We start from the raw sequence: 23,375 nt of genomic DNA on the forward strand, positions 1-23,375 counted from the left end.
TCGCTGAACAAAAAGGTGCGCTATTCCACCTCCGGGGGTAAGTGCGGCTACGCTTGCAATGCTTGACTTGGCCAATCGCGGTGAGGTGAAAGGATGTGGAGATGAAGATCAATGACCCCGAGCAGCTCTACGAGCTCGAGCGTCGGCTAGAGGACCACGATCCTGAAATTGAGGAGCTCTCGGAGCTTCAGGAGCAGCTGAAGCACGTCCGCCTCAAGGACATCATCGCGATGATTGAGCGCACCGATGTCACGAACGGTGCGAAGATTCTGCGCCTGCTGTCGCCGGAGCGCTCTGCGGTCGTCTTCGACGTGCTGGACCCGGCGCACCAGGCAGACATGGTCACCGCACTTGGAGACGAAGCCGTCGTCGGCTTCTTCGACGCCCTCGGCGCCGAGGACCGCGTGGCCCTCCTCGACGAGCTTCCTCCCGAGGTCGCCGCCCGCCTCATGCACGAGCTCGACGAGGACGACCAGCGCGTTACCAACGTCGTCCTTGGCTACGAGAAGGGCACCGTCGGCCGCACCATGTCGCCGGAGGTGCCGCTGGTCACGCCAGAGATGACGGTCAAGGAGGTCGTCGATAATCTCCGCGAGAACGTCGACAGTCTGGAGACGATCTACACCGTCCCCGTCACGGATGCGCACCGCACGCTCGTAGGCATCGTTTCTTTACGACGCCTCTTCCAATCCAACGCCAACCAACCCGTTTCCGAGGTCATGCGGGAAGCGCAGTACGCCTACGCCTCCGACGAGGCAGAGGACACCGCGCGCTGGTTCCTGGCGTCGAACCTGCTGGCGTTGCCGGTCGTCGATAATGAGCACCACCTGGTGGGCATATTCACATACGACGAGGCCCACGACATCGTCGAAGAAGCAGACAGTGAGGACACAGCCCGCCTGGGTGCGTCCGAGTCCCTGAAGCGCCCGTACCTCTCAACGCCCGTGCAGGCCCTGGTCAAGAGCCGTATCGTCTGGCTGCTGGTGCTTGCGGTCTCCGCGATCCTGACGGTGCAGGTGCTCGGTATCTTCGAGGACACGCTTGAGAAGGCCGTCGTGTTGTCCTTATTCATCCCGCTGCTGACGGGTACCGGCGGTAATACCGGCAACCAGGCCGCCACCACCGTGACTCGCGCGCTCGCACTCAATGACGTCCGTAACCGCGACGTGGCTAAGGTGGCGTGGCGTGAAATGCGGGTGGGGATGCTGCTCGGTGCCGTGCTCGGCTCGCTGGGTTTTGTGCTGGCAGGGCTGGTGTTCGGGCAGTCGGTGGGCATTGTCATTGGGTTGACGCTGCTGCTGGTCTGCACGATGGCCGCAACCGTGGGCGGTGTGATGCCAATCATCGCTAAGACCATTGGCGCCGACCCAGCCGTGTTCTCTAACCCGTTTATCTCTACGTTCTGTGATGCCACCGGTCTGATTATCTACTTCTTTATTGCGAAGGCGGTTCTGGGCATCTAACAGGCGTTTTGCTGCACTCGCAGTTTCGGTGTAGAGTCTCTTTCGTTGCCTACAGGGCAGCAAAACACCGCGCCCGTGGCTCAACGGATAGAGCATCTGACTACGGATCAGAAGGTTGGGGGTTCGAATCCCTCCGGGCGCACCAAATAAAACCCCAGTCCACCGCGTGTGGGCTGGGGTTTCTGCTTTATTCTTTGAGGCGGTGCCAAAAGACGCACCCCTTGAAATCTAGGCCCTTTCTGACCTGTGCGTATATTGGTCACGTTTTCTCGAATTGCGTCTCTTGATACTCATTTCCTCATTGGCCATCAGTGAACTGGGGAAACAAAAGGGGGCCGCTGCTCTCAGCTTTTTGCAAGGTTCGCTCAGTGCGTGTTGGGGGCGCTTGATTGATTTGGACTAAGGGCGCAGGTCGGAGGGGGCGTCGATAATTGGAGCGGTGCGAAGAGGGGATTTGCGATTCTTGCGCTGCGTATATGTAGCTCTTAGCTTGAGTTGACGGTGGTAAACGACGTATATTTGTACAGATTACTTAGGAGAAGTCTGTGCGCTCGCTCCTAGGCTTCGAATTTCTCTCAATAACGTACGAATCAGGAGACCATAATGACCGGAAACGGTAAGTCCGGACGCGGGCTGTTTTCCAGCATTCGCAAAGCGGCCATAGCTACGGCGACCGCTTTCTCTTTAGCTATCGGTGGGATGGCCGTCCCGGCGGTGAGCGACCACGCCGCCGAGGTGGCGCTGCCGTCGGCGGCGGCAACTGTTATCACTGATTTGCCCATTCAGCAGGCAAAAGTGACTAAAAAGGGGCAGCGAAAAATTTCGTGGGCGATACAGTCTGTAGGGTCGGCGCGATATCCAATCCCTATCTCCGGGATTTTTACAATCACTCCTTGGCTGGAGTCCAAAAAGCCGATCGTGCCGATCGGTAAGGTAAAAGTCCAGATCAAGCAGGGTGCTGAAGTTGTTGAGACTCTAGGCGAGTTTGATTTTCCGATCACCTCTGACGGGAAGTCCTATGAGCTTGATCTCTCCTCCAAGTGCACCACCTCTTCGCCTTGTTACCTCCCACAGTCTGACGTCCACTCATTGTGGATTGAGTCTGCGAACGATCTCGATCGAAAGCTCTTGGGAAACTTCGAGCAAGGTCGCCTTCAGGGAGGCTTTGGGCACCGTGAAGCTGAGGAAAAGAAACCAGAAGCCCCCAAACAAGGTTGGGTAGCGGGCCTTGTACAGGTACCGAATGGCTACTCGGCCTCCGATGTTGACCTGAAGATTGATGGGCGCCCAGTTCAAGTTGGTGGCAACGGCTGGTTTGTGAGCGAGAAGTTCAATGCTGGGACGTACGGCTGGGAAGCTCGCCTGAACGATAAGACTTCAACGTCAAGCGGTAGCGTTACAATCAGTGCTGACCAGCAGTCCTACCTCAATATCAAACTTGAGGAGCGCAAGGGGACCGTTTTGGTCCATATGCACGATCGTCATGGCTACCCGCTGTGGAACACGGGAGGTAGCCTGCAGATCAAACGTACCGACCTTGGCCCGAGTAACGGAGCTTCAATTGACCATGGGAATTGGTCGTCGACTGAACTAACCGGAAGCTACGGCGACTACCAAATTTGGTACAGCGGCTCGGATGAGTACTTCCCTACATCAGCACAGTCGTTCAATATCCCAGGGAACCGGCCAAGTGAAATCAGGTTCTACCTGCAGCGCAAGGAGGTAAGCGGTAGGGTTTACCTGCCGTCTGGTTACTCGTTCAATGCTGCGCAGGGGCTTACCCTCACAGTGTTTGACCAAAACAAACGCGAGGTCCGGAAGGTATCTCTCCTGGACTCTGGGGATTACAAGATTCAGGGTCTGGACAATGGAAGCTACCGCTTCCAGCTCTCTGGTGACTACATCAATACCGTTTCACGAACGGTGAATATTAGTAACCGTACGATCGACGGAGTTGACTTCCGACCAACGTTGAAAGAGGCCCGCGCTAAGGTAGAGATCCAGGTCCCAAGCAACGAGAACTTTGATGGCGGAAAGATTCGCCTGAAATACAACAATCAGACTTGGGGTGACTACCCATACAAGAATCAAGCAGGATACGACCTCGGTGTTGTCAACCCAGGTGAGGTATCCGTCCAGCTGATCGACCGGAACGGAAAGGTCGTAGGCAGCGGTTATGAGTTCGTGCTTCCAGGCGAAACTAAGATTGTGCGCGCCACAGTGTCCAAGACGCTGGCTTCCTACCAGGGCGTGGTGCTTGACCAGTTCGATAAGCCAATTTCTGGTGCCACGGTCTCTGTAAACGGCAAGAGCGTGAAGACGGACGGTCGCGGCCAGTTCGTTGTTGCAGGCGTGAAGCCCACTGCGACAGTTCAGGTCAAGGTCGATGCAATTGATAACTACACCTACGAACTGAATACGTCAGTGCCTGTCAATAAGACTGAAGGCGGCAAAACCTACGATCTTCCTGACCCGCTGAAGCCGAACTTTATGACGAAGGAACTCCTTCTCCAGTTCCTCGGCGGTGAAGAGGGCGCTGCGGGCGTGACGTGGGAAGTCGCTCCGAGCCCGAACCATAAGAAGGCAAACGGGGCTGAAGGACGTAAGGGCGTCACTGATAAGAACGGCTTTGTCCAGCAGGTGCTGTACCCAGGCACCTACGATCTCAAGCTGACTTCTCCGAAGGGCGACCTGGGCGACAAGTACACGTTCGAGAATGCTCCTCGAACCGTCACGATTGATCCCAAGAATGGCATGCAAGTCCAGGAGATCACGCTGAAGAAGAACCCAGGCGAGATCAACGGTCGCGTCATCTACGACGATGGCAAGCCAGTGGTGAATGCCGAAGTTCGAGTTGGCAATGAGACGGTTCGTACGAACTGGAACGGCTACTACACCTTTAACAGGGTCGCGGCTGGTACTGACTCGGTAACCGTTGCTGCCGCAGGTGACGGCACCTACGCAGAGGCCTCGCAGAAGTTCTCCGCGCTCAAGGCAGCGGAGAGGAAGACTGTCGAAGACATCAAGGTCGACCGAGCAACCTCCCGCATTGAAGGCACCGTCCGCATCGACGGGAAGCCTGCTTCGGGTGGTGTCTCGGTGGAAGCAAAGGGCCAGAACGGCGCGTACATCGACTTCGGTGGCGTTGACTCGAGCGGTAAGTTCTCCTTTGCAAATACCGGTTCCGCGAAGCTGCTGCCAGGTAAGTACGAGGTCACGGTCCGAAACTCGGGTGATGGCCGCTTCGACGAGACGACCAAGTCTGTCACCGTCAAGCCTGGAGAGGCTGCAAAGGTTGAGTTTGACCTCAAGGAAAATCGCGCTCCAATTGTCGCGACCGTCCGTAATGAGGCCGGCGAGCTAGTCAGTGGCGCAAAGCTGACTCTCAAGGACGTTGACACTACCTGGACCGAAGGCGAGCGCGGCGTGTACACCTCGGGCAACCTGCCTGCTGGTGAGTACATCGTCCAGGTTGAGGCAAACGACACTCATGGTTCGACGCAGGGTAAGGTCACCGTGAGGTGGGCTGCAGGTGGCCGCGCTAACTACATCGTCACGCGTAACCCGGGCACCGTCACGATTAACGTCACTGACGATGCAGGGCAGCCAGTAAACGGTGTGAAGGTACGGCTTAAGGGCACGCAGTCTGACGCTTACAAGACGCAAATCAACAAGGACTTGACCACCGCAAACGGCAAGGTCGCTTTCGATAAGGTTCCAGTCGGTACCTACAAGGTCACCATTGAAGACTCTGCAGTATACGACGAGGCCCAGGGTATTGAGCTCAAGGTCGATGCAGCGGGCAACGTCGTTCGCGATGTGAAGCTGCGTCGTAAAGATGCATCCATGACGGTCCACGTCATGGATGAGAAGAGCCGTGCTATCTCGTCACCAGTCATCAAGCTGATTGATGAAAACGGTGCAGAGACCAAGGGCACCGGGGACGTGAACGGCAAGGTCGAGTTCAACGAGCTGCGCCCAGGTACTTACACGATTGAGGTTGAGCCAACGGATCGCCACAAGGGTGGATCGAAGTCCGGCGTCACCATCAAGCCTGGCACCACAGCAGCTGATAACAAGGAATTCGTCAGGGTGACCAACGAGTCCGCGACGGTGATCGGTACCGTCGTCGACGAAAACAAGCAGCCAGTTGCTGGCGCCACCGTCAAGGTGACGAACGAAGGCATGCAAGAAGTCACGACTGACAAGGACGGCAAGTTCGTCGTCGAGGGCCTCAGCGAAGGCAACGCAACCTTTGAGGTCCCGAAGACTAGCGAGTACACCGGTAACAACCTCACCGTGAACGGTCTGCTGCCAGGTGATCAGAAAGAGATCACCATCGAGGTCACCCGAGACCTTAAGCGCCTCAACGGCTCCGTGCTTGACGATGGCGGCAATGCCATCGAAGGCGTCGAAGCACAGTTGATCCAGAACGGTGAGGTAGTAAAGACCCAGACCACCGATAAGTCCGGTAGCTTTGCATTCGACAAGATGGAGCCGGGTACCTACACGGTGAAGGTCGAGGAGACTGACACCCACCTCGCTGGTGAGAGCGAAAGCTTCGAGGTTGTGCTTGGCCAGGGTACGGATCCTGTCCAGGTCTCCTTGCAGCGCAAGCCAGGCAGCATGAAGGGTAAGGTCGAATTCTCGAACAACAAGGTTGTCGACGGTGCCGAGATCCGACTGGTACCGGAGTCCGGCGATCCAATCGATCTGGAATTCAACAACGAAGGCAACATTGCCGTGCCAGAGCTACCAGCAGGTACGTACAATGTTGAGGTCAAGTCCCCGGACAACTACAAGCGCGTAAGCGTTCCACCACTGACGGTCTACCCAGGCAAGGAAGCTGACTTGGGCGTGATTAAGTTCACCGCCGAGATCGGCGACGTTGCAGGCACTGTCCGTGACGAGAACGGCGAGCCTGTTGGCAAGGTCAAGATCAAGCTGCAGCGAGCAGGCCAGCAGCCAATCGAATCTGAATCTGCCGAAGACGGCACGTTCTCCTTCACCAAGGTCCCGGTGGGCGATTACACGGTTGACGTTGTGCAGCCGGAGAAGTTCAAGCCGGTCCGCGGTCTGACCGCCACGGTGAAGCCTGCCGAGGAAACGGCTCTTGACATCACCCTCGAGACGAAGCCGACGAAGGGCACCATCAAGGGCAACATTGAGGACGAAGCCGGTGAACCGGTTGCGAACGTTGGTATCTCGCTCGAGCCGACCTCCGGCAAGGGCAACACCATCGACGTCAAGGTCGCCGAAGACGGCACATTTGACGACGCCACCATCCCAGCAGGCTCCTACAGCCTCAAGGTGACCCAGCCGGTTGGCTACGAACCGGTGGACAACATCCCGGTCAAGATCGACGCAGGTAAGGAGCGTGTCGTCCCGACCATCACGCTGAAGAAGAGCGAGGTGGAGGCCGAAACCGGTAACTTCATCGGTGGTGTCTACGACAAGGCGACGAATGCTCCGCTGCCGCAGACCGGCCTGGTTCTTGTTGGCGACGCTGGACGCTACCCGGTGGCTATTAACGCTGACGGTTCGTTCCGCCGCAACGGCATCCCAACCGGTAACTACCAGTTGAAGATCGCGCAGCCGGAGGGCTACCTCGAGCGCGCGGACATCACCGTTGTCATCGAGACGGGCCTGGACAACTATGCCCAGGACATCAAACTGGAGAGGATCCCAGTTGAGAACACCCCGACCACGGGTACCCTGCAGGGCAACGTGCTCGGCGTGAGCGAGGGCAAGCCAGTTGAGCAGATTGCTGGCGCGAAGGTGAACATCCTCCGCCTCGGTGGCGGATCTACGCAGGTCACCACGAACGATTCCGGTATCTTCACCGCTTCCGGTCTCGAGCCGGGCGAGTACGTCGTCCAGGTGGAGGCACCGGAGGGCTTCAATACGCCACGTTACGAGCGTGTCGTTGTTGAGGCTGGCAAGACGAACGACGACTTGCGGGTCTACCTCGAGCGCAAGCCGACGCCGAACCCGAAGCCAGGTGCAGCACCAGGCACGATCAGCGGCTGGCTCCTTGATGACGGCAACTACCCAATCAAGGGCGGCACGGTTCGCATCAAGGGCACCGCAAAGAATAAGGACGGCAGTCCACGCCTTGACGAGGACGGCAAGCCTATCGAGACACTTCCAGCGGTGAAGATTGGCAAGGACGGCTACTTCACCACGGATTGCCTTGAGCCAGGTGAGTACACCATTGAGCTCGACGTCCCAGATGGCTGGCCAAAGCCGAAGGGCTGGCCGAAGAAGGTCACTGTTACTGAGGACAAGGCGATTGAGCTTGGCCTCGTCAGCATCAAGGCACCGCGAAGCAACGTCGAAGGTGTTGTTGACGACGGCTCCGGCAACCCAGTCGAGGGCGTCATCGTGACCGCGACCGACCCGCGTGGTGAGACCAGCGCGGTCGCGACCGACAAGGACGGCAAGTTCGTCTTTGACAAGGCGCTGCCGGGTACCTCCACCATCGAGGTGTTCACCCCGCAGGGTATCCAGAACGTCGACCCAATGTACGTTCCGGTCAAGCCTGGCCAGGACGTTGCAATCCCGGGCGTCCACCTGACGGAGAAGCAGCTCAAGCTGAGCAAGCGTGTCCGCGGGTACGATGCCGACGATATGGACAGCGCCCCGATCCTCCCTGAGGACTGGGACCTGATCTACGGCTTCGTGATCACCAACGAGACCGACGAGATCATCAAGAACATCACCCTGGATGACCCATTCCTGGGAGATGCCAAGATCACCTGGCCTGAGGGCTGGGAGAAGCCAGAGAATCGCACCTTGGAGCCAGGCGAGCACGTGTTTGCCTCCGCGAAGATTCCGCCGCAGAAGGACATGTCCGTTGTGAACAACATCGCGACGGCCCGCGGTACGGGCAGCAAGGGGCAGATGGTGGCGTCGACACCTGATAACGCAGTGGCAAGAATTGGTTCTGCCTCTGTGGAGAAGAAGGTCAACGCACGGTTCGGTGTGGATAAGAACAAGCCAGTGTCCCTCGATGTGGATGAAGACATGTACTTCACCTACGAGATCATGAACCGTGGCGCCGCACCGATGTACAACGTCACCCTGACCGACGAGGTCTGTGAGTGGAAGGAAGGCACGAGCGAAGACGATTCCAACGACTGCAAGCCGATGGAAATCGACCTGCCGAGCGACTGGAACCGCACCCTGCTGCCAGGCGAGCGCGTCTTCCTCACCGCTGCGCTACCGCCGCTGAAGCCAGGCACCCGTCACCACAACAAGGCGCTGGTGAAGGCCGACCTTGACCAGCCGCGTCGTAGCCCGGGTATTGAGGAAGAGAAGGGCATCTACGAGGAGGACCCACCGTCAATCCTGACGGTTACCCCGAACAAGAACTCGTGGGGTAACGCACACGTGATTGTGTCTGAGGGCAAGACCCCGAAGGGCTACATCGATGGTGTGCTCAGCGGCCTGCCGGCTGGCCTGCTCACGGAGGCGAAGGTTGAGCTCATCTCGGAGGACAACAAGACCTCCCTGAGCGCAACCGTCGACGGTAACGGAAAGTTTGCCTACGGCAACGTCACGCCAGGCAAGTACAAGCTGCGCGTGACCAACCCGTCCGAGGACGTCATGAAGATCGCTGGCGAGTACGGCATCCCGTCCGAGAAGGCAGCCCAGGGTGGGAAGATCACCACCAAGCTGTTCGAAGTCGAAGCAGAACAGCCGACGGACCTCAGCATCCAGCTGGTGAAGGCGGAAGTTCCGAAGGAAGGCAGCTCCCTTGGGCGCTGCATCACGGAGACCTCCTCCGCCTCGAACCCGGCGATGTACCTCATCCCGCTCGGCCTGCTGGTCGGCGCGATGGCGGGCAGCCTGGTCATCTACGAGGACCAGTTCAACGCCGTGGTCAAGCAGTTCAACCAGGCGATGCCGCAGCTCGCAATCGAGCGTCCGGCGTGGATGAACCAGATCAGCCGACAGCTAGAGCAGCTGCACCCAGCAGCAGGCCCGGCAGTCCTGGCCATCATGCTGGTCGCAGTAGGTGCCATTGCCGTGGGTCTGGCGTACGCCGCCTGCGAGTCCGGAGTCGATAGCTCCAGCAAGGGCAACGGTTCGAGCAAGAAGGAAGAGACCCCAGCGAAAGAGCAGGAAAAGGTCTCCTAGCCCAAAGCGCTAAGGACGAGCGAAAAGCAACCCGCCACCACGAAAATGGTGGCGGGTTGCTGCTTGAGAAGTACCACATCGTTTTGTACATTGAATGGTGGATTACTGGGTTTGCAGCCCCGCAACCTATACGAGAGGGAACAATGAAAATTTCGAAGACCGCCGGTTACTACGGCCGCTTGGCGATGGCGTCCGCACTCGCCGGGACATTCACACTCGTCCCAGTGGCAGCGAACGCTGACACCACGACCGAGACGCGCACCCAGGCGCCCGTCACCACGACAGCAACCGCTCCTTCGAGCATTGCTACCTCCAGCGTGACGCCAAGCGCCAGCGACACCCCAACCGTGAGCGTTGCCCCGTCCGTCGCGGGCGCACCAGCAGTGGCGACGACGCCAGCGAAGGCGAAGAAGGCGTCGACAAGCGATAAGCCAGGCACTGGTACCAGCGGTGTAGAGCTCGAGTCCGGTGCGTGGACGTACACGGCGGTGGCGGGGCACCCAACCGACGGCAGCGTCTACGCGCTGTCCACCGCGCCGCAGGAGAACCACCTGCTGAAGATCGACCCGGCGACGGGCAACGTCGAGGATCTTGGGGCTGCACGCGTCGAGCACGGCGCACTTCCAACCGACATCACCACGGCAACCATTACCTCTCATGGCCGCCTGATTGTGTCGGAGGAACTCTCGAAGGACGGCGACAGCTACTACGCCATCGACCTGGACAAGCTGAGCGCGACCACCACCCCGGTGTTCACCGAGCACAAGGTGTCGGTGGATACCTTCAGCAAGCCGAAGGACTTCAAGGCACCCGGTGCGTGGGGCACGGCCTCCAAGAAGGTCGACCCGAAGGGGGAGTACCTGCACGCATACGCTGAAACCCTCGACGGCAAGCCAGCGCTGTGGACCCTGAACACCGACACCGACAAGCTCAGCGTGACCACGCTGAAGGTGGCGCGTGGTGTGAAGACCGAGGGCATCGACCGTCTGGGTGAGGTTGCCTACGCAGTGACCAAGGACACCGACGTCTTCGTTGCGGGCGACAAGGACGGCAACACCGTCGAGTTCAAGCCGACGCAGCTCAAGATCGGCCCTGGTGACGAGCTCGTGGCCACGTTCTCCCAGGACGGAGACGACACGCTCAGTGAGGTGCTCGGCGCCGATAAGAAGTTCGGATTCACCGCCATCAAGCACGCGGGTGAGGAAAAGGACGCGGAGACGCCGGCTTCGGACAAGACGAAGGCCGATGCGGAGGCCCCGAAGTCTGACAATACTGCGGAGCAGGCGGATAAGAAGCCGTCCGAACCGACGAAGTCTGACGCTGAAGCTGCGAAGCCTGCTGAGCCGACGAACAAGGATGCGGACAAGCAGCAGCCTCCGGCCAACAACAGTGAGAAGCCGTCCTCAACCCCGACGCCAGAGGCCACCGAGCAGCGCACGCTCGAGGTCGAGATCTACGTCGGCACTGGTGAAAAGAAGAAGCCGGTCGAGGGCGCACGCCTGGTCGTCCCGAGCCTGGACAACCTCGAACTCGAAGGCGCAACCGACGCCGACGGCTACCTGTCTACCACCCTGCCAGCAGAGCTCAACGACAAGAGCTTCACTGTCCGCCTCGTAGAGGCACCGGAAGGCTACAAGAACAAGTCCATCCAGATCAAGAAGGATGACTTGGTCAAGGAAATCACCCTGGACAAGGACACCCGTGCAACGAGCACGATGTCCAAGCCGCAGGAAATCCTCGAGGTGTTCAAGGAAGTCAAGCCGCTGCTCGGCGCATTCGGTGCCCTCGCGGGCGCAGGCGCAGGGGCTGCAGGCTCGAAGTCGACAAGCTCGAAGACTTCGACGACCTCAACGTTCTCTAACTCCAAGAGCTCCGGCACCGTGTCCACCGGACGCACCACCAGCGCAACGTCCCGCAGCACCGCAGCCGCGCGCTCCACGGCGAAGAGCACCAGCAAGCGCAGCTCCAGCAAGTCCTCCTCGACGACCACGTCGACCCGCAGCGGGGACCTCGCCGATACCGGTACCCCGATGTCCGGCGTGATCACGCTCGGCATCGTGCTGTTCCTGATCGGTGGCGCGTACGTCTTCATGGGACGTCGCCGCGACGCATAAAGCGCATTAGCAGTACAGAGTAAAGGCCCGAAGGGAGTGATCCCCTCGGGCCTTTGCCGTACCTAGCAAACGCGAGTTAGAACACCTCGACGCGCCCGCCCAATGACTCGATCTGGCGCAGCTGCTTCACCCAGCCTGGCGCGCCCGGGTGCAGGCGCATCACAGGGCGCGAAGAAATCTTCACCGGTGACACCGACTCACGTCGCGCGCCCGAACGCGCCAGCATACGGGTGTGCGCCCGGTGGCCGTTGTCGGCGAGGCGCTTCATGGAAGGAGCGTCGGCGGAGAGGGCGGAGCGGGCGTCGGCAAGCAGTTCGGTGAACTCGTCGATGATGCTGACGAGGCTCTCGGCGTTGGTTTCGCACATGTTGCGGACCAGCGACGGGTCCGTGCCCGCGACGCGCGTGGCGCCCTTGAATGAGCCAGCCGCAAGCGACTGCGCCAACGTGCCGCCGCGATCCCCGACCACGGAGAGCGCCTCCGCAATCACATGCGGCAGGTGGGACACGCGGGCCACTGCCTCGTCGTGGCGCTTCACTGACACCGGCACGGCCTCCGCGCCCGTGACCGCGACCAGGTTGCACACGTCCGCGAACAGGCTCGCCCACGTCTGTGGCACCTTGTCGACGCTCTCCGCGTAGTCATACGTCACCACCCACGCCGCGCGCTGGAACAGCCCCTCTTGGGACGCCGACCAGCCGGAAAACTCGGTGCCGGCCATCGGGTGCCCGCCAACGTAGCGTTCCTCAAGACCGCGCTCCAGCACGAGGTCGTACACCGGCTGCTTCACGCTGACCACGTCTGTAATGCCGCAGCTCGGGGCGTGCTCCGCGATGGCGTCCAGGACGGTCGCCACCGCATCCATCGGTACCGCGACCACGATCAGGGCCTGCTGCGCCTCTGCCTTCTGCAGTGCGGCCTCGAGGTCGTTGGTGACGTCGAAACCATCTTTTTGCGCAGCCCTCGTGCCCGCATTCGAGTGCGTGTAGCCGAACGCATCGTGGCCGGCCGCGGTGAGGTCGCGAATGATGGAGCCACCGATCAACCCCAGCCCAACAATGCAGACGGGAGGCAGGTGGCGCGAAGAATGTAGGAATGAGGCAGTCACGGTTTCACATTCTAGTGACAAATTCACTGCGTGCAGGCTAATGTCGTGAGACATGGCACAGGAATTTCCAGACGGGTACGCAGTGACAGTCGCCCAGCACGACGGTGCATGGTCCGTGCACCGCTACAACGACAGCTTCGACTCGCTGGAAGACACCATCGCCGCAGTACGCCGCCTCCGCAGCGAAGGACCCACGTTTGCGCTGCTCAACGTCGAAAATGAGTACGTTGTGGTGCTGCGCCCAGGCCCAAACAGGGCACGCATCCTCCTTAGCGACGCCCCCATCGCCGTCGACGACGACTACGCCGCCGACGCCCTCGAGGAAGCCGGCTGCGACATCCCCGACATCGACCCCGATGACCTCGACGACACTGACAGCTGGGCCGACGGCGACTTCGATATCCTCGCCGACCTCGGCCTCACCGAAGAACGCCTCAGCCTGCTCCTCGACGCCGACGAAGAACCCGCCGACCTCATCGACGACATCGCCGACGCCCTCGGCTTCGCCGACGAACTTCACGAAGCACTGCGGTAACGGTGGCCTGCTCAAGCTGGCAGCGGCGCGCCACCGCCCGCATGCAACAAGCGCTCGACCTCGCGGCAACGACCCCGCCCGGCGACGTGCCCGTCGGCGCCCTCGTCTTCGACGCTGGCGGCGAGGTGATCGGCCGCGGCGTCAACCGGCGCGAACAACGCCAAGACCCCACCGCCCACGCCGAAGTCGAAGCGATCCGGGACGCCGCGCGCACCCTCGGGACCTGGCGCCTTGACGGTTGCGAGCTCGTCGTCACCTTGGAACCCTGCACCATGTGTGCCGGGGCCCTGCTCGGCGCCCGCATCGACTCGCTCATCTTCGGCGCCTTCGAGCCCAAAACCGGCGCCGTTGGCTCCCTGTTTGACGCCCTCCGCGACCCTCACCACCTCCACCAGATCCAAGTCCGCGGCGGGATCATGGAACCCGAAAACGCGGAACTGCTCGCCGAATTTTTCCGGGACCTGCGCTAATACTTAACCGAATCGTTACAGTGCCGCCCTGCCAAAGTGGCTACCATGGGGAACCGTTAGCTTAAGAACGAAACGAAAAGGAGCAACCATATGGCTTTTGAAGGAGCAGCAGACAAGCTGAAGGGCACCGCTAAGGAAGCAGCTGGCAAGCTTTCCGACGACAAGTCCCTCGAGAACGAAGGCAAGGCCAACCAGCTCATCGGCGATGCTAAGGATAAGGTCAACGAGGCTGCCGACTCCGTCAAGGACAAGGCAAACGAGGTAGCCGCCAAGGTCGAGGACAAGCTGAACGACTAGTCCCCGTCTTGATTTGGTTGCTCGGGCAAGAACCGTTACTCTGGTTTGCGGTAGCGTGTCCGAGCGGCCGAAGGTACTCGCCTCGAAAGCGAGTGAGGGTAAAACCTCCGCGGGTTCAAATCCCGCCGCTACCGCCAATTAAAAACAACGCACCCTGGGTTCGCCTGGGGTGCGTTGTTTTGGTTTTGGGGGGCCCGAGTGGGGTTAAGGGTCAAAATGTGTGTCTGGCTCGGCGTGTCGCGGGGGTTAGATTTGGCCTTTTTGAATGCCGATTGAGTGGGTGTAGTCGGTGTCGATAGCGTTGTCGTAGAGGGCTGGGCGTCCTGTTTCGTGGTCGGCTTGGTTCTCGGTTTGGGTCAGGGTGGATACTTTGGCGAGTTGGCCCTGGCCCCAGTCGGACTGCCTGGCGATTCGTACTGGATCGTCAGGCAGTTCCGTTTTTAAGTAGAGCCACCAATCCAGCATGCGGCGTTGTCGTTCGCCTGATCTGCCGCGGTGGGTTCTGGCGAGCAGTTTGAGCTGGGCGTTGATGCCGCCTTCTAAGCTGTTGGTGGTGGATTTGATCCGCTCGGGCGCAAGGACTCCTGCTGGCGGGTTGAGGTAGACAAACAGCATCTCGGACCGCCAAAGATGGTTGAGGCTGTTGTAGGCCTTGCGCACGTTGTGGTGGGTCCACACGCGGGTCCATGCACCTGTTTTGGGGTCTTTGATCATGGTTTTCTCGTTCATCCATTCCCGGTAGATCGTTGAAAACTCGTGCAGTTGCACACCCCACGCGGCGGCTTCATCCAGTGTGGTGATCCGGGTCAGTTTCAGCGCAAGTCGGTAGATGGTGCGCCCGGCATCGGTGCGTGGGTTGGTGGTGGTGTAGCGGCGGACCACGCGTTGGGCGTGGACGAGGCAGCGTTGAATTTTCGTAGTCGGCCAGCACTTTTTGATTGCGCTGTATGCGCCTTGGCCGCCGTCGATGACGGCGATGAGTGGGGCTTCGATGCGTTCAAGCAGCAGTTGGTAGTCGCGGGTGGTTTCGTGTTTGCACCAGTGCCAGGCGATCACGTGGTCGATGGTCGCCGCGACGATCAGGCAGCCACCGGCGGTGTAGGTGCCATCGAGAAATACCTGGTCGTAGATCCGCTTGTGGTGGCCGGCGGTGGGGTCAGGCACATCAACGAGCCAGCACCACTTGAAGCGCCGCTTCATGGTGGCGCGGCTAACACCGTTTCGTTTGGCTAGGTCGTCGAGTGATATTGCGGTGGTGCAATGCTCGATGAACTGGGTGAACACTGCCGCGTTGGTGATGTCGTTTCGACGTTTGACGCTGGAGGCGCCGCATTGTTTGCAGCGCCATCTGGTGGTGCCTTTGCTGGTGGTGCCGTTGCGTTTCATTTCACCGCCGCAGTGGCAGCGTGGTTGGTTCTTCGACATTGCGACACCACACCACGCCGCGCATAGCACATCACGGCTGCCACACCGAGGATTTCCCGTCGGGGGCTAGATATATGCTTCCGGAGCATATACTTTCCGGAAACCTACAGGTCAATCCGTGAAAATCCGCGATTCCGGACACACTTTTTGACCCTTAACCCAGATTGCACGCGTGGGGATTGAGGGTGTGAATCCCACTGTCGTGGGTTTGATGAGGTAGTCGATGTTGCGGAAGCTTTGGCATCGGCGTGCGTTGTGCTCCGTACGTTGTTTCAAAAACGGGTTTCATCAAACGGAACAAAACCTGGGACACTTCATATCCCACCCCAGGCCTAATGACTTGGGTGCAGCGGCAACGCTCATCCGATTTAGGCAGAGTCGTTGCAGGATCCAGTGGGTCACCTGGTCCGTGGTCTTTGCATTGTCTGGCGCGCAGGCAAGGCCAGCACGGAAGATCTTCTGCAAGCAACGCTTGTTGGTGCACCGGTAGCGTGGAAGGCGCACATGAAGTTGTTGGGTGGCCGACGATGGGCAGATCGACCAGGCTGCGGATGACGTGGTCGCGGAATACTCCAGGCTGCCCGCAGGTAGGGCATTCATTGATCGGCTCGACGGGTTCGGCTTCAATAACAGTGACGTCACCGTTTTCTGTGGCACCGGTGATAGTAGTTCCTAGTTTTGCGGTGCGGCAGATGGTATCGACGATGACATTTCCGTTAGGCTGCACAGTAGGTCCTTAGTTTTGTACGGATGGATTAGATACCTTTTTCCTACAAAGCCAAGGACCCCAATATCTTGTGCCACGCCCGAACCCCCGGCGAACTAATCAATGCACTCTAAAACCGGAAGAGCCCTTTTAGTACTACTGGTGGATTTCGGTTTTGGTGGGGATTAACGCCGCCGGCTTCGGTTTTTCCGTTGAGGAGGTCGTTGACTACTTCCCGATGGTGAAATGGGTCGATGGTGAGGTAGAGAGGAACCAGTCACCTGGAAGAGATCGATCCAGTCGTTGGTGTGCAATCTGGGAGGTAGGGTCGCGGGGTCGATTCCTCGCGAGCGCAACCATGATTGTGTTTCTGAACGTGATGAAAACAACCCTGCCCTTCGGAGAATTTCCCCTATCCCGCGTCCCCGGGCAGTGAAAACGGTGTGCACCATCGCCTGAAAGGCTTTGCGCTGCTCTATCGGAATCTTCGGGTCACCCACCCGGCGGATCACTAAGATCCCCCCGTCAACGTTTGGCTGTGGCCGGAAAGCAGTCCTTGGTACCCGAGAACCCAGGTGAAATGTGAACCATGGGGACCACTGAGCCGTCATCATCGTGCTTGCGCCTACCCCGGCCCGGCGGCGAGCGACTTCCCACTGCATGAGGAGTACAGCGTCAGTCCATGCTGGCGCATGCAGCAACTTTCGAAGAATGGCAGTGGTGAGGTGAAAGGGAATGTTTCCCACAATGACGCAGGGAGTGGCGGGTAACCGGAAGTTAAGGAAATCATCATGGACCACTTCGACCGCCGCCGAGGAGGTTTCTTGTGTGATTTTGGCAGCTAGTTTTGCGTCCACTTCAACTGCCGTTATCGCCCTCCCCAAGTGGGCCATCGGGTGAGTGAGGGCACCGCTTCCTGGTCCGATCTCAATGATGGGGCCGGAGGTTTGTTTCACAAGGTCGATGATGGAGTTGATGATCTTGTGGTTGGTGAGAAAATTTTGGCCATGCTCGTGACGGCCGTGTCCGTATGCAGACATCAGGTGTGCTCCTTGGATTTGAAAGGGAGCCGGGCATGACAAATAGCCGCCCGGCTAAAGGACCGGAGCGGTTTTTAACCTACGGGGTAGGAAACCGCCTTAGCGGTTGGTGCGCAACCGCAAGAAAGCGGTACCTGAAATCAACATGGGTCTAATTATATCCATTTAAAGGGTTAAGGGTCAAAATGTGTGTCTGGCTCGGCGTGTCGCGGGGGTTAGATTTGGCCTTTTTGAATGCCGATTGAGTGGGTGTAGTCGGTGTCGATAGCGTTGTCGTAGAGGGCTGGGCGTCCTGTTTCGTGGTCGGCTTGGTTCTCGGTTTGGGTCAGGGTGGATACTTTGGCGAGTTGGCCCTGGCCCCAGTCGGACTGCCTGGCGATTCGTACTGGATCGTCAGGCAGTTCCGTTTTTAAGTAGAGCCACCAATCCAGCATGCGGCGTTGTCGTTCGCCTGATCTGCCGCGGTGGGTTCTGGCGAGCAGTTTGAGCTGGGCGTTGATGCCGCCTTCTAAGCTGTTGGTGGTGGATTTGATCCGCTCGGGCGCAAGGACTCCTGCTGGCGGGTTGAGGTAGACAAACAGCATCTCGGACCGCCAAAGATGGTTGAGGCTGTTGTAGGCCTTGCGCACGTTGTGGTGGGTCCACACGCGGGTCCATGCACCTGTTTTGGGGTCTTTGATCATGGTTTTCTCGTTCATCCATTCCCGGTAGATCGTTGAAAACTCGTGCAGTTGCACACCCCACGCGGCGGCTTCATCCAGTGTGGTGATCCGGGTCAGTTTCAGCGCAAGTCGGTAGATGGTGCGCCCGGCATCGGTGCGTGGGTTGGTGGTGGTGTAGCGGCGGACCACGCGTTGGGCGTGGACGAGGCAGCGTTGAATTTTCGTAGTCGGCCAGCACTTTTTGATTGCGCTGTATGCGCCTTGGCCGCCGTCGATGACGGCGATGAGTGGGGCTTCGATGCGTTCAAGCAGCAGTTGGTAGTCGCGGGTGGTTTCGTGTTTGCACCAGTGCCAGGCGATCACGTGGTCGATGGTCGCCGCGACGATCAGGCAGCCACCGGCGGTGTAGGTGCCATCGAGAAATACCTGGTCGTAGATCCGCTTGTGGTGGCCGGCGGTGGGGTCAGGCACATCAACGAGCCAGCACCACTTGAAGCGCCGCTTCATGGTGGCGCGGCTAACACCGTTTCGTTTGGCTAGGTCGTCGAGTGATATTGCGGTGGTGCAATGCTCGATGAACTGGGTGAACACTGCCGCGTTGGTGATGTCGTTTCGACGTTTGACGCTGGAGGCGCCGCATTGTTTGCAGCGCCATCTGGTGGTGCCTTTGCTGGTGGTGCCGTTGCGTTTCATTTCACCGCCGCAGTGGCAGCGTGGTTGGTTCTTCGACATTGCGACACCACACCACGCCGCGCATAGCACATCACGGCTGCCACACCGAGGATTTCCCGTCGGGGGCTAGATATATGCTTCCGGAGCATATACTTTCCGGAAACCTACAGGTCAATCCGTGAAAATCCGCGATTCCGGACACACTTTTTGACCCTTAACCCCGAGTGCCAAAGGACGCAATTCGCAAAACGAGCATTTGTATTCCCGCAGGCCAAAAAAGGGCTAGAATTATTGCGTTGCGTCTTTTGGCACTCGCTCCTTTGTATGTGCACCACATTCCCTGTTTTGGGGTGGGGTCGGTGCGTTTCCCCAGGTTGTCTAAGGCGGGCAACTTTTTCGCTTGGCCAGACGGGTGACCTGGGTATGAAGGGAAATCGAGTCCAGCAAGGTTTCGCCTATAAGATGGCCTGGTAGTGTGCCACGGTTTGGTGGCAGTCAGAATCGAGAAGCGACAGTGAGGACGTAAACACCGTGGCGAAGATGCTGTTTCGGCTTGGGCGCTGGTCATTTCTGCATAAGTGGAAGGTGATCGTGGCGTGGCTGTTGCTGCTCGGCGCGACGGCGGCAGGGGCGTTTTCGCTGATGAAGCCATTTACGTCGGAGTTTCCGATTTCGGGTACGCCTGGCATCGAAGCACTCGAGGACATGGAGCGGCACTTCCCGGGTGAAGGGAACGTGGCGACGGCGCCTGGGGTGAATTTGGTGTTTGCGGCGCCGGAGGGGCGTCGATTAGATGAGCCGGAGTTCATGGCGGGGATGGACGCGACGGTCGGCTACATCGAGGAGCACCTGGAGGGGCTGACGGGGACGGACAGGTTTGGCAACCCGGTGAATGTGAACCGGGAGCTGGGGGAGATGATCGTCGGGCAGATGACGCAGATGGGCCTGCCTGAGGAGCAGGCGAAGCAGGACGCGTACTACCTGCGGATGGTGTCGGATGATGGCCGGATCGGGTACACCACGTTTGAGTTTGGTGCGGAGTCTTCGATGTCGGTGTCGGAGGAAGAGCGCGCCGTGGTCAATGAGGCGCTGGAGATCGGCCGGGAGGCTGGCCTGCAGGTTGAGGCCGGTGGTGCCGGGTTCGGAGACCCGATCCAAATTAAGACGACGTCGGAGATGGTGGGGCTCGCGGTGGCGTTCGTGGTGTTGATTGTGACGTTTGGGTCCTTGGTGGCGTCGACAATGCCGATTGTGAGTGCTGTTGTGGGGGTGGGTATTGGTGTGCTGGCGGTGCTGATCACGACGCATTGGGTGGAGCTCAATGAGGTCACGCCGGTGCTGGCGGTGATGATCGGCCTGGCTGTCGGTATTGACTACGCGCTGTTCATCCTGTCGCGGTACAGGCAGGAACGGCAGACGCTGGACGCGCCGGAGGCGGCGGGCCTGGCGGTGGGCACGGCCGGGTCCTCGGTGGTGTTCGCGGGGGCGACGGTGTTCACGGCGCTGGTGGCGCTCTCCCTGGCAGGTATCGAGTTTCTGACGTGGATGGGCCTGGCGGCGGCGCTGACGGTGCTCATCGCGGTGCTTGTGGCATTAACGCTGCTCCCGGCGCTGCTGGGGGTGTGGGGTGATCGCTCGTTTGGTGGGAAGCTGCCGTGGTTCGCGGGCAACCCTGGCCCGGGTAAGCGGCCTGGCCGCGACTTGTCGGCGAAGTCGGTGGGCCGGTCCTGGGTGAATGTGGTGCGCAGGTTCCCGGTGCTGGTGATGACGGTGGTCGTGCTGGGGCTGGGTGCGCTGGCGTCACCCTTGCTGCAGCTGGAGATGGCGTTGCCGTCGGATACGACGTCGAACCTGGACACGACGCAGCGCAAGTCGGCGGACCTGATGGCGGAGGGCTTCGGCCCGGGGGTCAACGCACCGTTCCTCCTGGTTGTCGACGCCACCTCCGTCAACCCGGACGCGGAGATGCTGCAGCCGTACATGGCGATGATGCCGGACGAGGCTGGCGGGCGCGCGCAGAAGGCAGCGCTGGCGTCGTTTATGTACGCGGTGCAGGAGGCCAACAGCGTCAACGGTATCGAGCACGCGCAGCTCGTCGGCGCGAATGAGGACCTGACGGCGGCCCGGATCCTGGCCACCCCGAAGGGCGGTCCGGAAGAGGAGTACACGCTGGAGGTGGCGCATGCGCTGCGTGCGAACAATGTCCAGGTGGAGGATGCGACGGGGACGTCGATAGGCCTGACGGGTCTCACTGCGGTGCAGATGGACATTACTGAGGAGCTGGGCGACGCGATGCCGCTCTACCTGGCGATTGTGGTTGGGCTGGCGATCATCCTGCTGATCCTGGTGTTCCGCTCCATCCTGGTGCCGGTGGTGGCGGGCCTGGGCTTCCTGCTGTCGGTCGGTGCGGCGTTCGGTATGACGGTGGGCCTGTTCCAGCTCGGCTGGGGCGGACTTGTGAACACTCCCGGCCCGATCCTGTCATTTATGCCGATCTTCCTGATCGGCGTCACGTTCGGCCTGGCCATGGACTACCAGGTCTTCCTTGTCACCCGTATCCGCGAGCGCTACCTGAAGTTGCGCCGCGCCGGCGACCCGGAGGCGGAAATCAAGGCGGTGCGCGAGTCCACCGTCGAGGGCTTCGTGCAGGGCGCGCGCGTGGTCACGGCCGCAGCCGTCATCATGATTGCGGTGTTCGTGGCGTTCATCGACCAGCCGTTGCCATTCATCCAAATCTTTGGCTTTACGCTCGGCGCCGCCGTATTTTTCGACGCCTTCTTCGTCCGCATGGCGCTCGTCCCCGCTACGATGTTCATCCTGGGCCGTTCCACCTGGTGGATGCCGAAGTGGCTGGACAAGGTGCTGCCGGAAGTTGACGTGGAGGGCACCGAACTCGAAGCCGAATTCCACCCCGAATCACTGGAGCACGCATGACCGACGACCTTTCCTTCGACCTGAACACCACCTTGTATGACGCGCCGGGCAAGCATGGGCGCACGGGTGTGATCCATACGCCGCACGGCCCGATCCAGACCCCCGCGTTCATCCCGGTGGCCACGAAGGCCACGGTGAAGACGCTCACCCCGGAGCAGATCCACCAGACCGGTGCGCAGGCGATCCTGTCCAACGCCTACCACCTGTACCTTCAGCCGGGTCCCGACATCGTGGACGAGGCCGGGGGCGTCGCCGCCTTCGAAAACTGGGACGGCCCGACCTACACGGACTCGGGTGGCTTCCAGGTGATGAGCCTGGGCGTCGGCTTCAAGAAGGTCCTGGCCATGGACACCGCCGGGCTCACCGACAAAGACATCCGGGCCGAGAAGCGTAAGCGCATGGCGATGGTCGACGAAGACGGCGTCGACTTCAAGTCTGTCATCGACGGTTCCAAGCACCGCTTCACCCCCGAGGTGAGCATGCAGATCCAACACCAGCTCGGCGCCGACATCATGTTCGCCTTCGACGAGCTCACCACCCTCGTGGATACCCGCGACTACCAGGAGCGTTCCGTGGAGCGCACCCACCGCTGGGCGAAGCGCTGCCTCGACGAGCACCACCGCCTCACCGAGGCGCGCACGCACCGCCCGAAGCAGTCACTGTGGGGCGTGGTGCAGGGCGCCCAGTACGAAGATTTACGACGCCACGCCACCCGCGGACTGCTCGACCTCGACAGGGAGGCGCGCGAGGCCGGCCGACGCGGCTTCGGTGGCTTCGGCATCGGCGGCGCCCTGGAGAAGGAAAACCTGGGCACCATCGTCGGCTGGGTCACCGATGAGCTGCCCGTGGACAAGCCGCGCCACCTGCTGGGCATCTCCGAGCCGGACGACATTTTCACCGCCGTCGAAGCCGGCGCCGACACGTTCGACTGCGTCGCGCCGACGCGGCTTGGTCGCCGTGGGGGCGTCTATACGCTAGGCGGACGCATGAACCTGATGAACGCCCGGTTCAAGCGGGACTTCTCCGGCGTCGATGAGGAGTTCGGTGGCTACGTCTCCGAGAACTACTCGCGCGCCTACATCCACCACCTGCTCAAGGCCAAGGAGTTCCTGGCGGGCACGCTGTGCACCATGCACAACCTGGAGTTCATGATCCGCCTGGTGGACAACATCCGCCACGCCATCGATGCCGGGGAGTACGAGGCGTTCCGAGACGAGTTTATGGGCAGGTACTACGCGGGGAAGTAGGTGTTTCTGGGGGCTAGAGGCTCTTATAGGCGTTAAGCTAGAGCGCATTTCGGGGGACAAGGGGGTATATTGTCTGATCAACTTTGGCGTGTCGAGGTTTTCGATGGTGGAAACTTTCATCGTTTTTACAAACGCCTGGATGAAGTGGAACGAGCAGTCACGGACGCAGCAGTCCAGTATGTCTTAGCGCCGCTGGGGATTCGCATCTGTGAAAGCGAATGGGGCAAAAGCCTTGGTAGGGGGCTGTTTGAACTTCGAATAAGAAGAAGCATCGACACAATTCTTCGCGAGCATGGGCCCTCGGGAGCAGCTGATCGGGTGCCAAAACGTTGGTGGAAGAAACGCGTATTGATCCGTGTCTACTGCACTTTTCACGGCGATAAGATCGTTCTGTTGCTGGGTGGGTACAACAAACTGCGTGCGCCAAGTAGCAAGCAAGAACAGAAGGAGATTCGAGCTGCAAGGGCTGCGTTGGAGCAGTGGAAGCGTGACCAACCCTCTTGATCTTATGTGCTGTAACACATAAGATCAGGGGTATTGAATCAGCGGATGAAAGGTGT

The 23,375-nt window shown here is 59.9% G+C and carries 14 protein-coding genes, 2 tRNA genes and 1 pseudogene; 11 read left to right on the forward strand and 6 right to left on the reverse strand.

Translation table 11 applies throughout. The features are described from left to right. Positions 1–101 precede the first annotated feature (101 nt). The 4 genes from mgtE to R0V12_RS06840 all read left to right on the forward strand — a co-directional run bounded on the left by mgtE (position 102) and on the right by R0V12_RS06840 (position 11,719). Positions 102–1,463 carry a magnesium transporter gene (mgtE, locus tag R0V12_RS06825; protein ID WP_320072362.1) on the forward strand — a complete coding sequence of 454 codons (1,362 nt, stop codon included), beginning with the start codon at positions 102–104 and terminating at the stop codon, positions 1,461–1,463. A 69-nt stretch (positions 1,464–1,532) separates the two neighbouring features. Then, positions 1,533–1,608: transfer RNA gene (locus tag R0V12_RS06830), tRNA-Arg, on the forward strand. 458 nt (positions 1,609–2,066) lie between these two features. After that, on the forward strand, positions 2,067–9,605 hold the full coding sequence (locus R0V12_RS06835) for a carboxypeptidase regulatory-like domain-containing protein (protein WP_320072363.1): 7,539 nt from the start codon (positions 2,067–2,069) through the stop codon (positions 9,603–9,605). A 143-nt stretch (positions 9,606–9,748) separates the two neighbouring features. Continuing rightward, positions 9,749–11,719: a prolipoprotein diacylglyceryl transferase gene (locus R0V12_RS06840; RefSeq protein WP_320072364.1), complete on the forward strand. Its 1,971-nt coding sequence runs from the start codon at positions 9,749–9,751 to the stop codon at positions 11,717–11,719. Positions 11,720–11,795: 76 nt separating this feature from the next. Here the strand turns inward: R0V12_RS06840 and R0V12_RS06845 are convergent, their stop codons facing one another. After that, the gene (locus tag R0V12_RS06845; protein ID WP_320072365.1) at positions 11,796–12,827 is read right to left on the reverse strand and encodes a prephenate dehydrogenase; all 1,032 of its coding nucleotides are present in this window, start codon (positions 12,825–12,827) and stop codon (positions 11,796–11,798) included. 52 nt (positions 12,828–12,879) lie between these two features. Between R0V12_RS06845 and R0V12_RS06850 the strand changes: the two genes are divergently transcribed. The 4 genes from R0V12_RS06850 to R0V12_RS06865 all read left to right on the forward strand — a co-directional run bounded on the left by R0V12_RS06850 (position 12,880) and on the right by R0V12_RS06865 (position 14,266). Beyond that, a complete protein-coding gene (locus R0V12_RS06850) occupies positions 12,880–13,362 on the forward strand; it encodes a tRNA adenosine deaminase-associated protein (protein WP_320072366.1) in 483 nt (160 codons plus the stop codon). Positions 13,363–13,403: 41 nt separating this feature from the next. Then, complete coding sequence (locus R0V12_RS06855; protein ID WP_070363620.1) at positions 13,404–13,832, forward strand: nucleoside deaminase; 429 nt, start codon at positions 13,404–13,406, stop codon at positions 13,830–13,832. A 90-nt stretch (positions 13,833–13,922) separates the two neighbouring features. Beyond that, positions 13,923–14,129 (forward strand): CsbD family protein, encoded by a 207-nt coding sequence (locus R0V12_RS06860; protein WP_070363288.1) that lies wholly within the window; start codon positions 13,923–13,925, stop codon positions 14,127–14,129. A gap of 49 nt (positions 14,130–14,178) precedes the next feature. Next, positions 14,179–14,266, forward strand: a tRNA-Ser gene (locus R0V12_RS06865). 109 nt (positions 14,267–14,375) lie between these two features. Here the strand turns inward: R0V12_RS06865 and R0V12_RS06870 are convergent. The 5 genes and pseudogenes from R0V12_RS06870 to R0V12_RS06885 form a co-directional block, all read right to left on the reverse strand. Then, positions 14,376–15,554 (reverse strand): IS256-like element IS1249 family transposase, encoded by a 1,179-nt coding sequence (locus R0V12_RS06870; protein WP_005323424.1) that lies wholly within the window; start codon positions 15,552–15,554, stop codon positions 14,376–14,378. 309 nt (positions 15,555–15,863) lie between these two features. Continuing rightward, positions 15,864–16,281: pseudogene (locus R0V12_RS06875) on the reverse strand (transposase family protein); the annotation flags it as partial. Positions 16,282–16,445: 164 nt separating this feature from the next. After that, on the reverse strand, positions 16,446–17,300 hold the full coding sequence (gene erm, locus R0V12_RS06880) for a 23S ribosomal RNA methyltransferase Erm (RefSeq protein ID WP_005390949.1): 855 nt from the start codon (positions 17,298–17,300) through the stop codon (positions 16,446–16,448). A gap of 99 nt (positions 17,301–17,399) precedes the next feature. Continuing rightward, complete coding sequence (locus R0V12_RS11540; protein WP_071569110.1) at positions 17,400–17,465, reverse strand: erythromycin resistance leader peptide; 66 nt, start codon at positions 17,463–17,465, stop codon at positions 17,400–17,402. 50 nt (positions 17,466–17,515) lie between these two features. After that, the gene (locus R0V12_RS06885; protein WP_005323424.1) at positions 17,516–18,694 is read right to left on the reverse strand and encodes an IS256-like element IS1249 family transposase; all 1,179 of its coding nucleotides are present in this window, start codon (positions 18,692–18,694) and stop codon (positions 17,516–17,518) included. A 471-nt stretch (positions 18,695–19,165) separates the two neighbouring features. Here R0V12_RS06885 and R0V12_RS06890 point away from each other — a divergent pair, with 471 nt between their 5' ends. The 3 genes from R0V12_RS06890 (at position 19,166) to R0V12_RS06900 (ending at position 23,319) form a co-directional block, all read left to right on the forward strand. After that, positions 19,166–21,568 (forward strand): MMPL family transporter, encoded by a 2,403-nt coding sequence (locus R0V12_RS06890; protein ID WP_320072367.1) that lies wholly within the window; start codon positions 19,166–19,168, stop codon positions 21,566–21,568. Next, entirely contained in the window at positions 21,565–22,815 is a 1,251-nt protein-coding gene (gene tgt, locus R0V12_RS06895; RefSeq protein ID WP_320072368.1) for a tRNA guanosine(34) transglycosylase Tgt, read from the forward strand. The genes R0V12_RS06890 and tgt overlap by 4 nt, the downstream gene beginning before the upstream one ends. A 69-nt stretch (positions 22,816–22,884) precedes the next feature. Then, complete coding sequence (locus R0V12_RS06900; protein WP_141742150.1) at positions 22,885–23,319, forward strand: type II toxin-antitoxin system RelE/ParE family toxin; 435 nt, start codon at positions 22,885–22,887, stop codon at positions 23,317–23,319. Positions 23,320–23,375 lie beyond the last annotated feature (56 nt).

The sequence above is a fragment of the Corynebacterium sp. UMB2355A genome (genome assembly GCF_033877495.1).
In the GTDB taxonomy this organism is placed as follows: domain Bacteria; phylum Actinomycetota; class Actinomycetes; order Mycobacteriales; family Mycobacteriaceae; genus Corynebacterium; species Corynebacterium pseudogenitalium.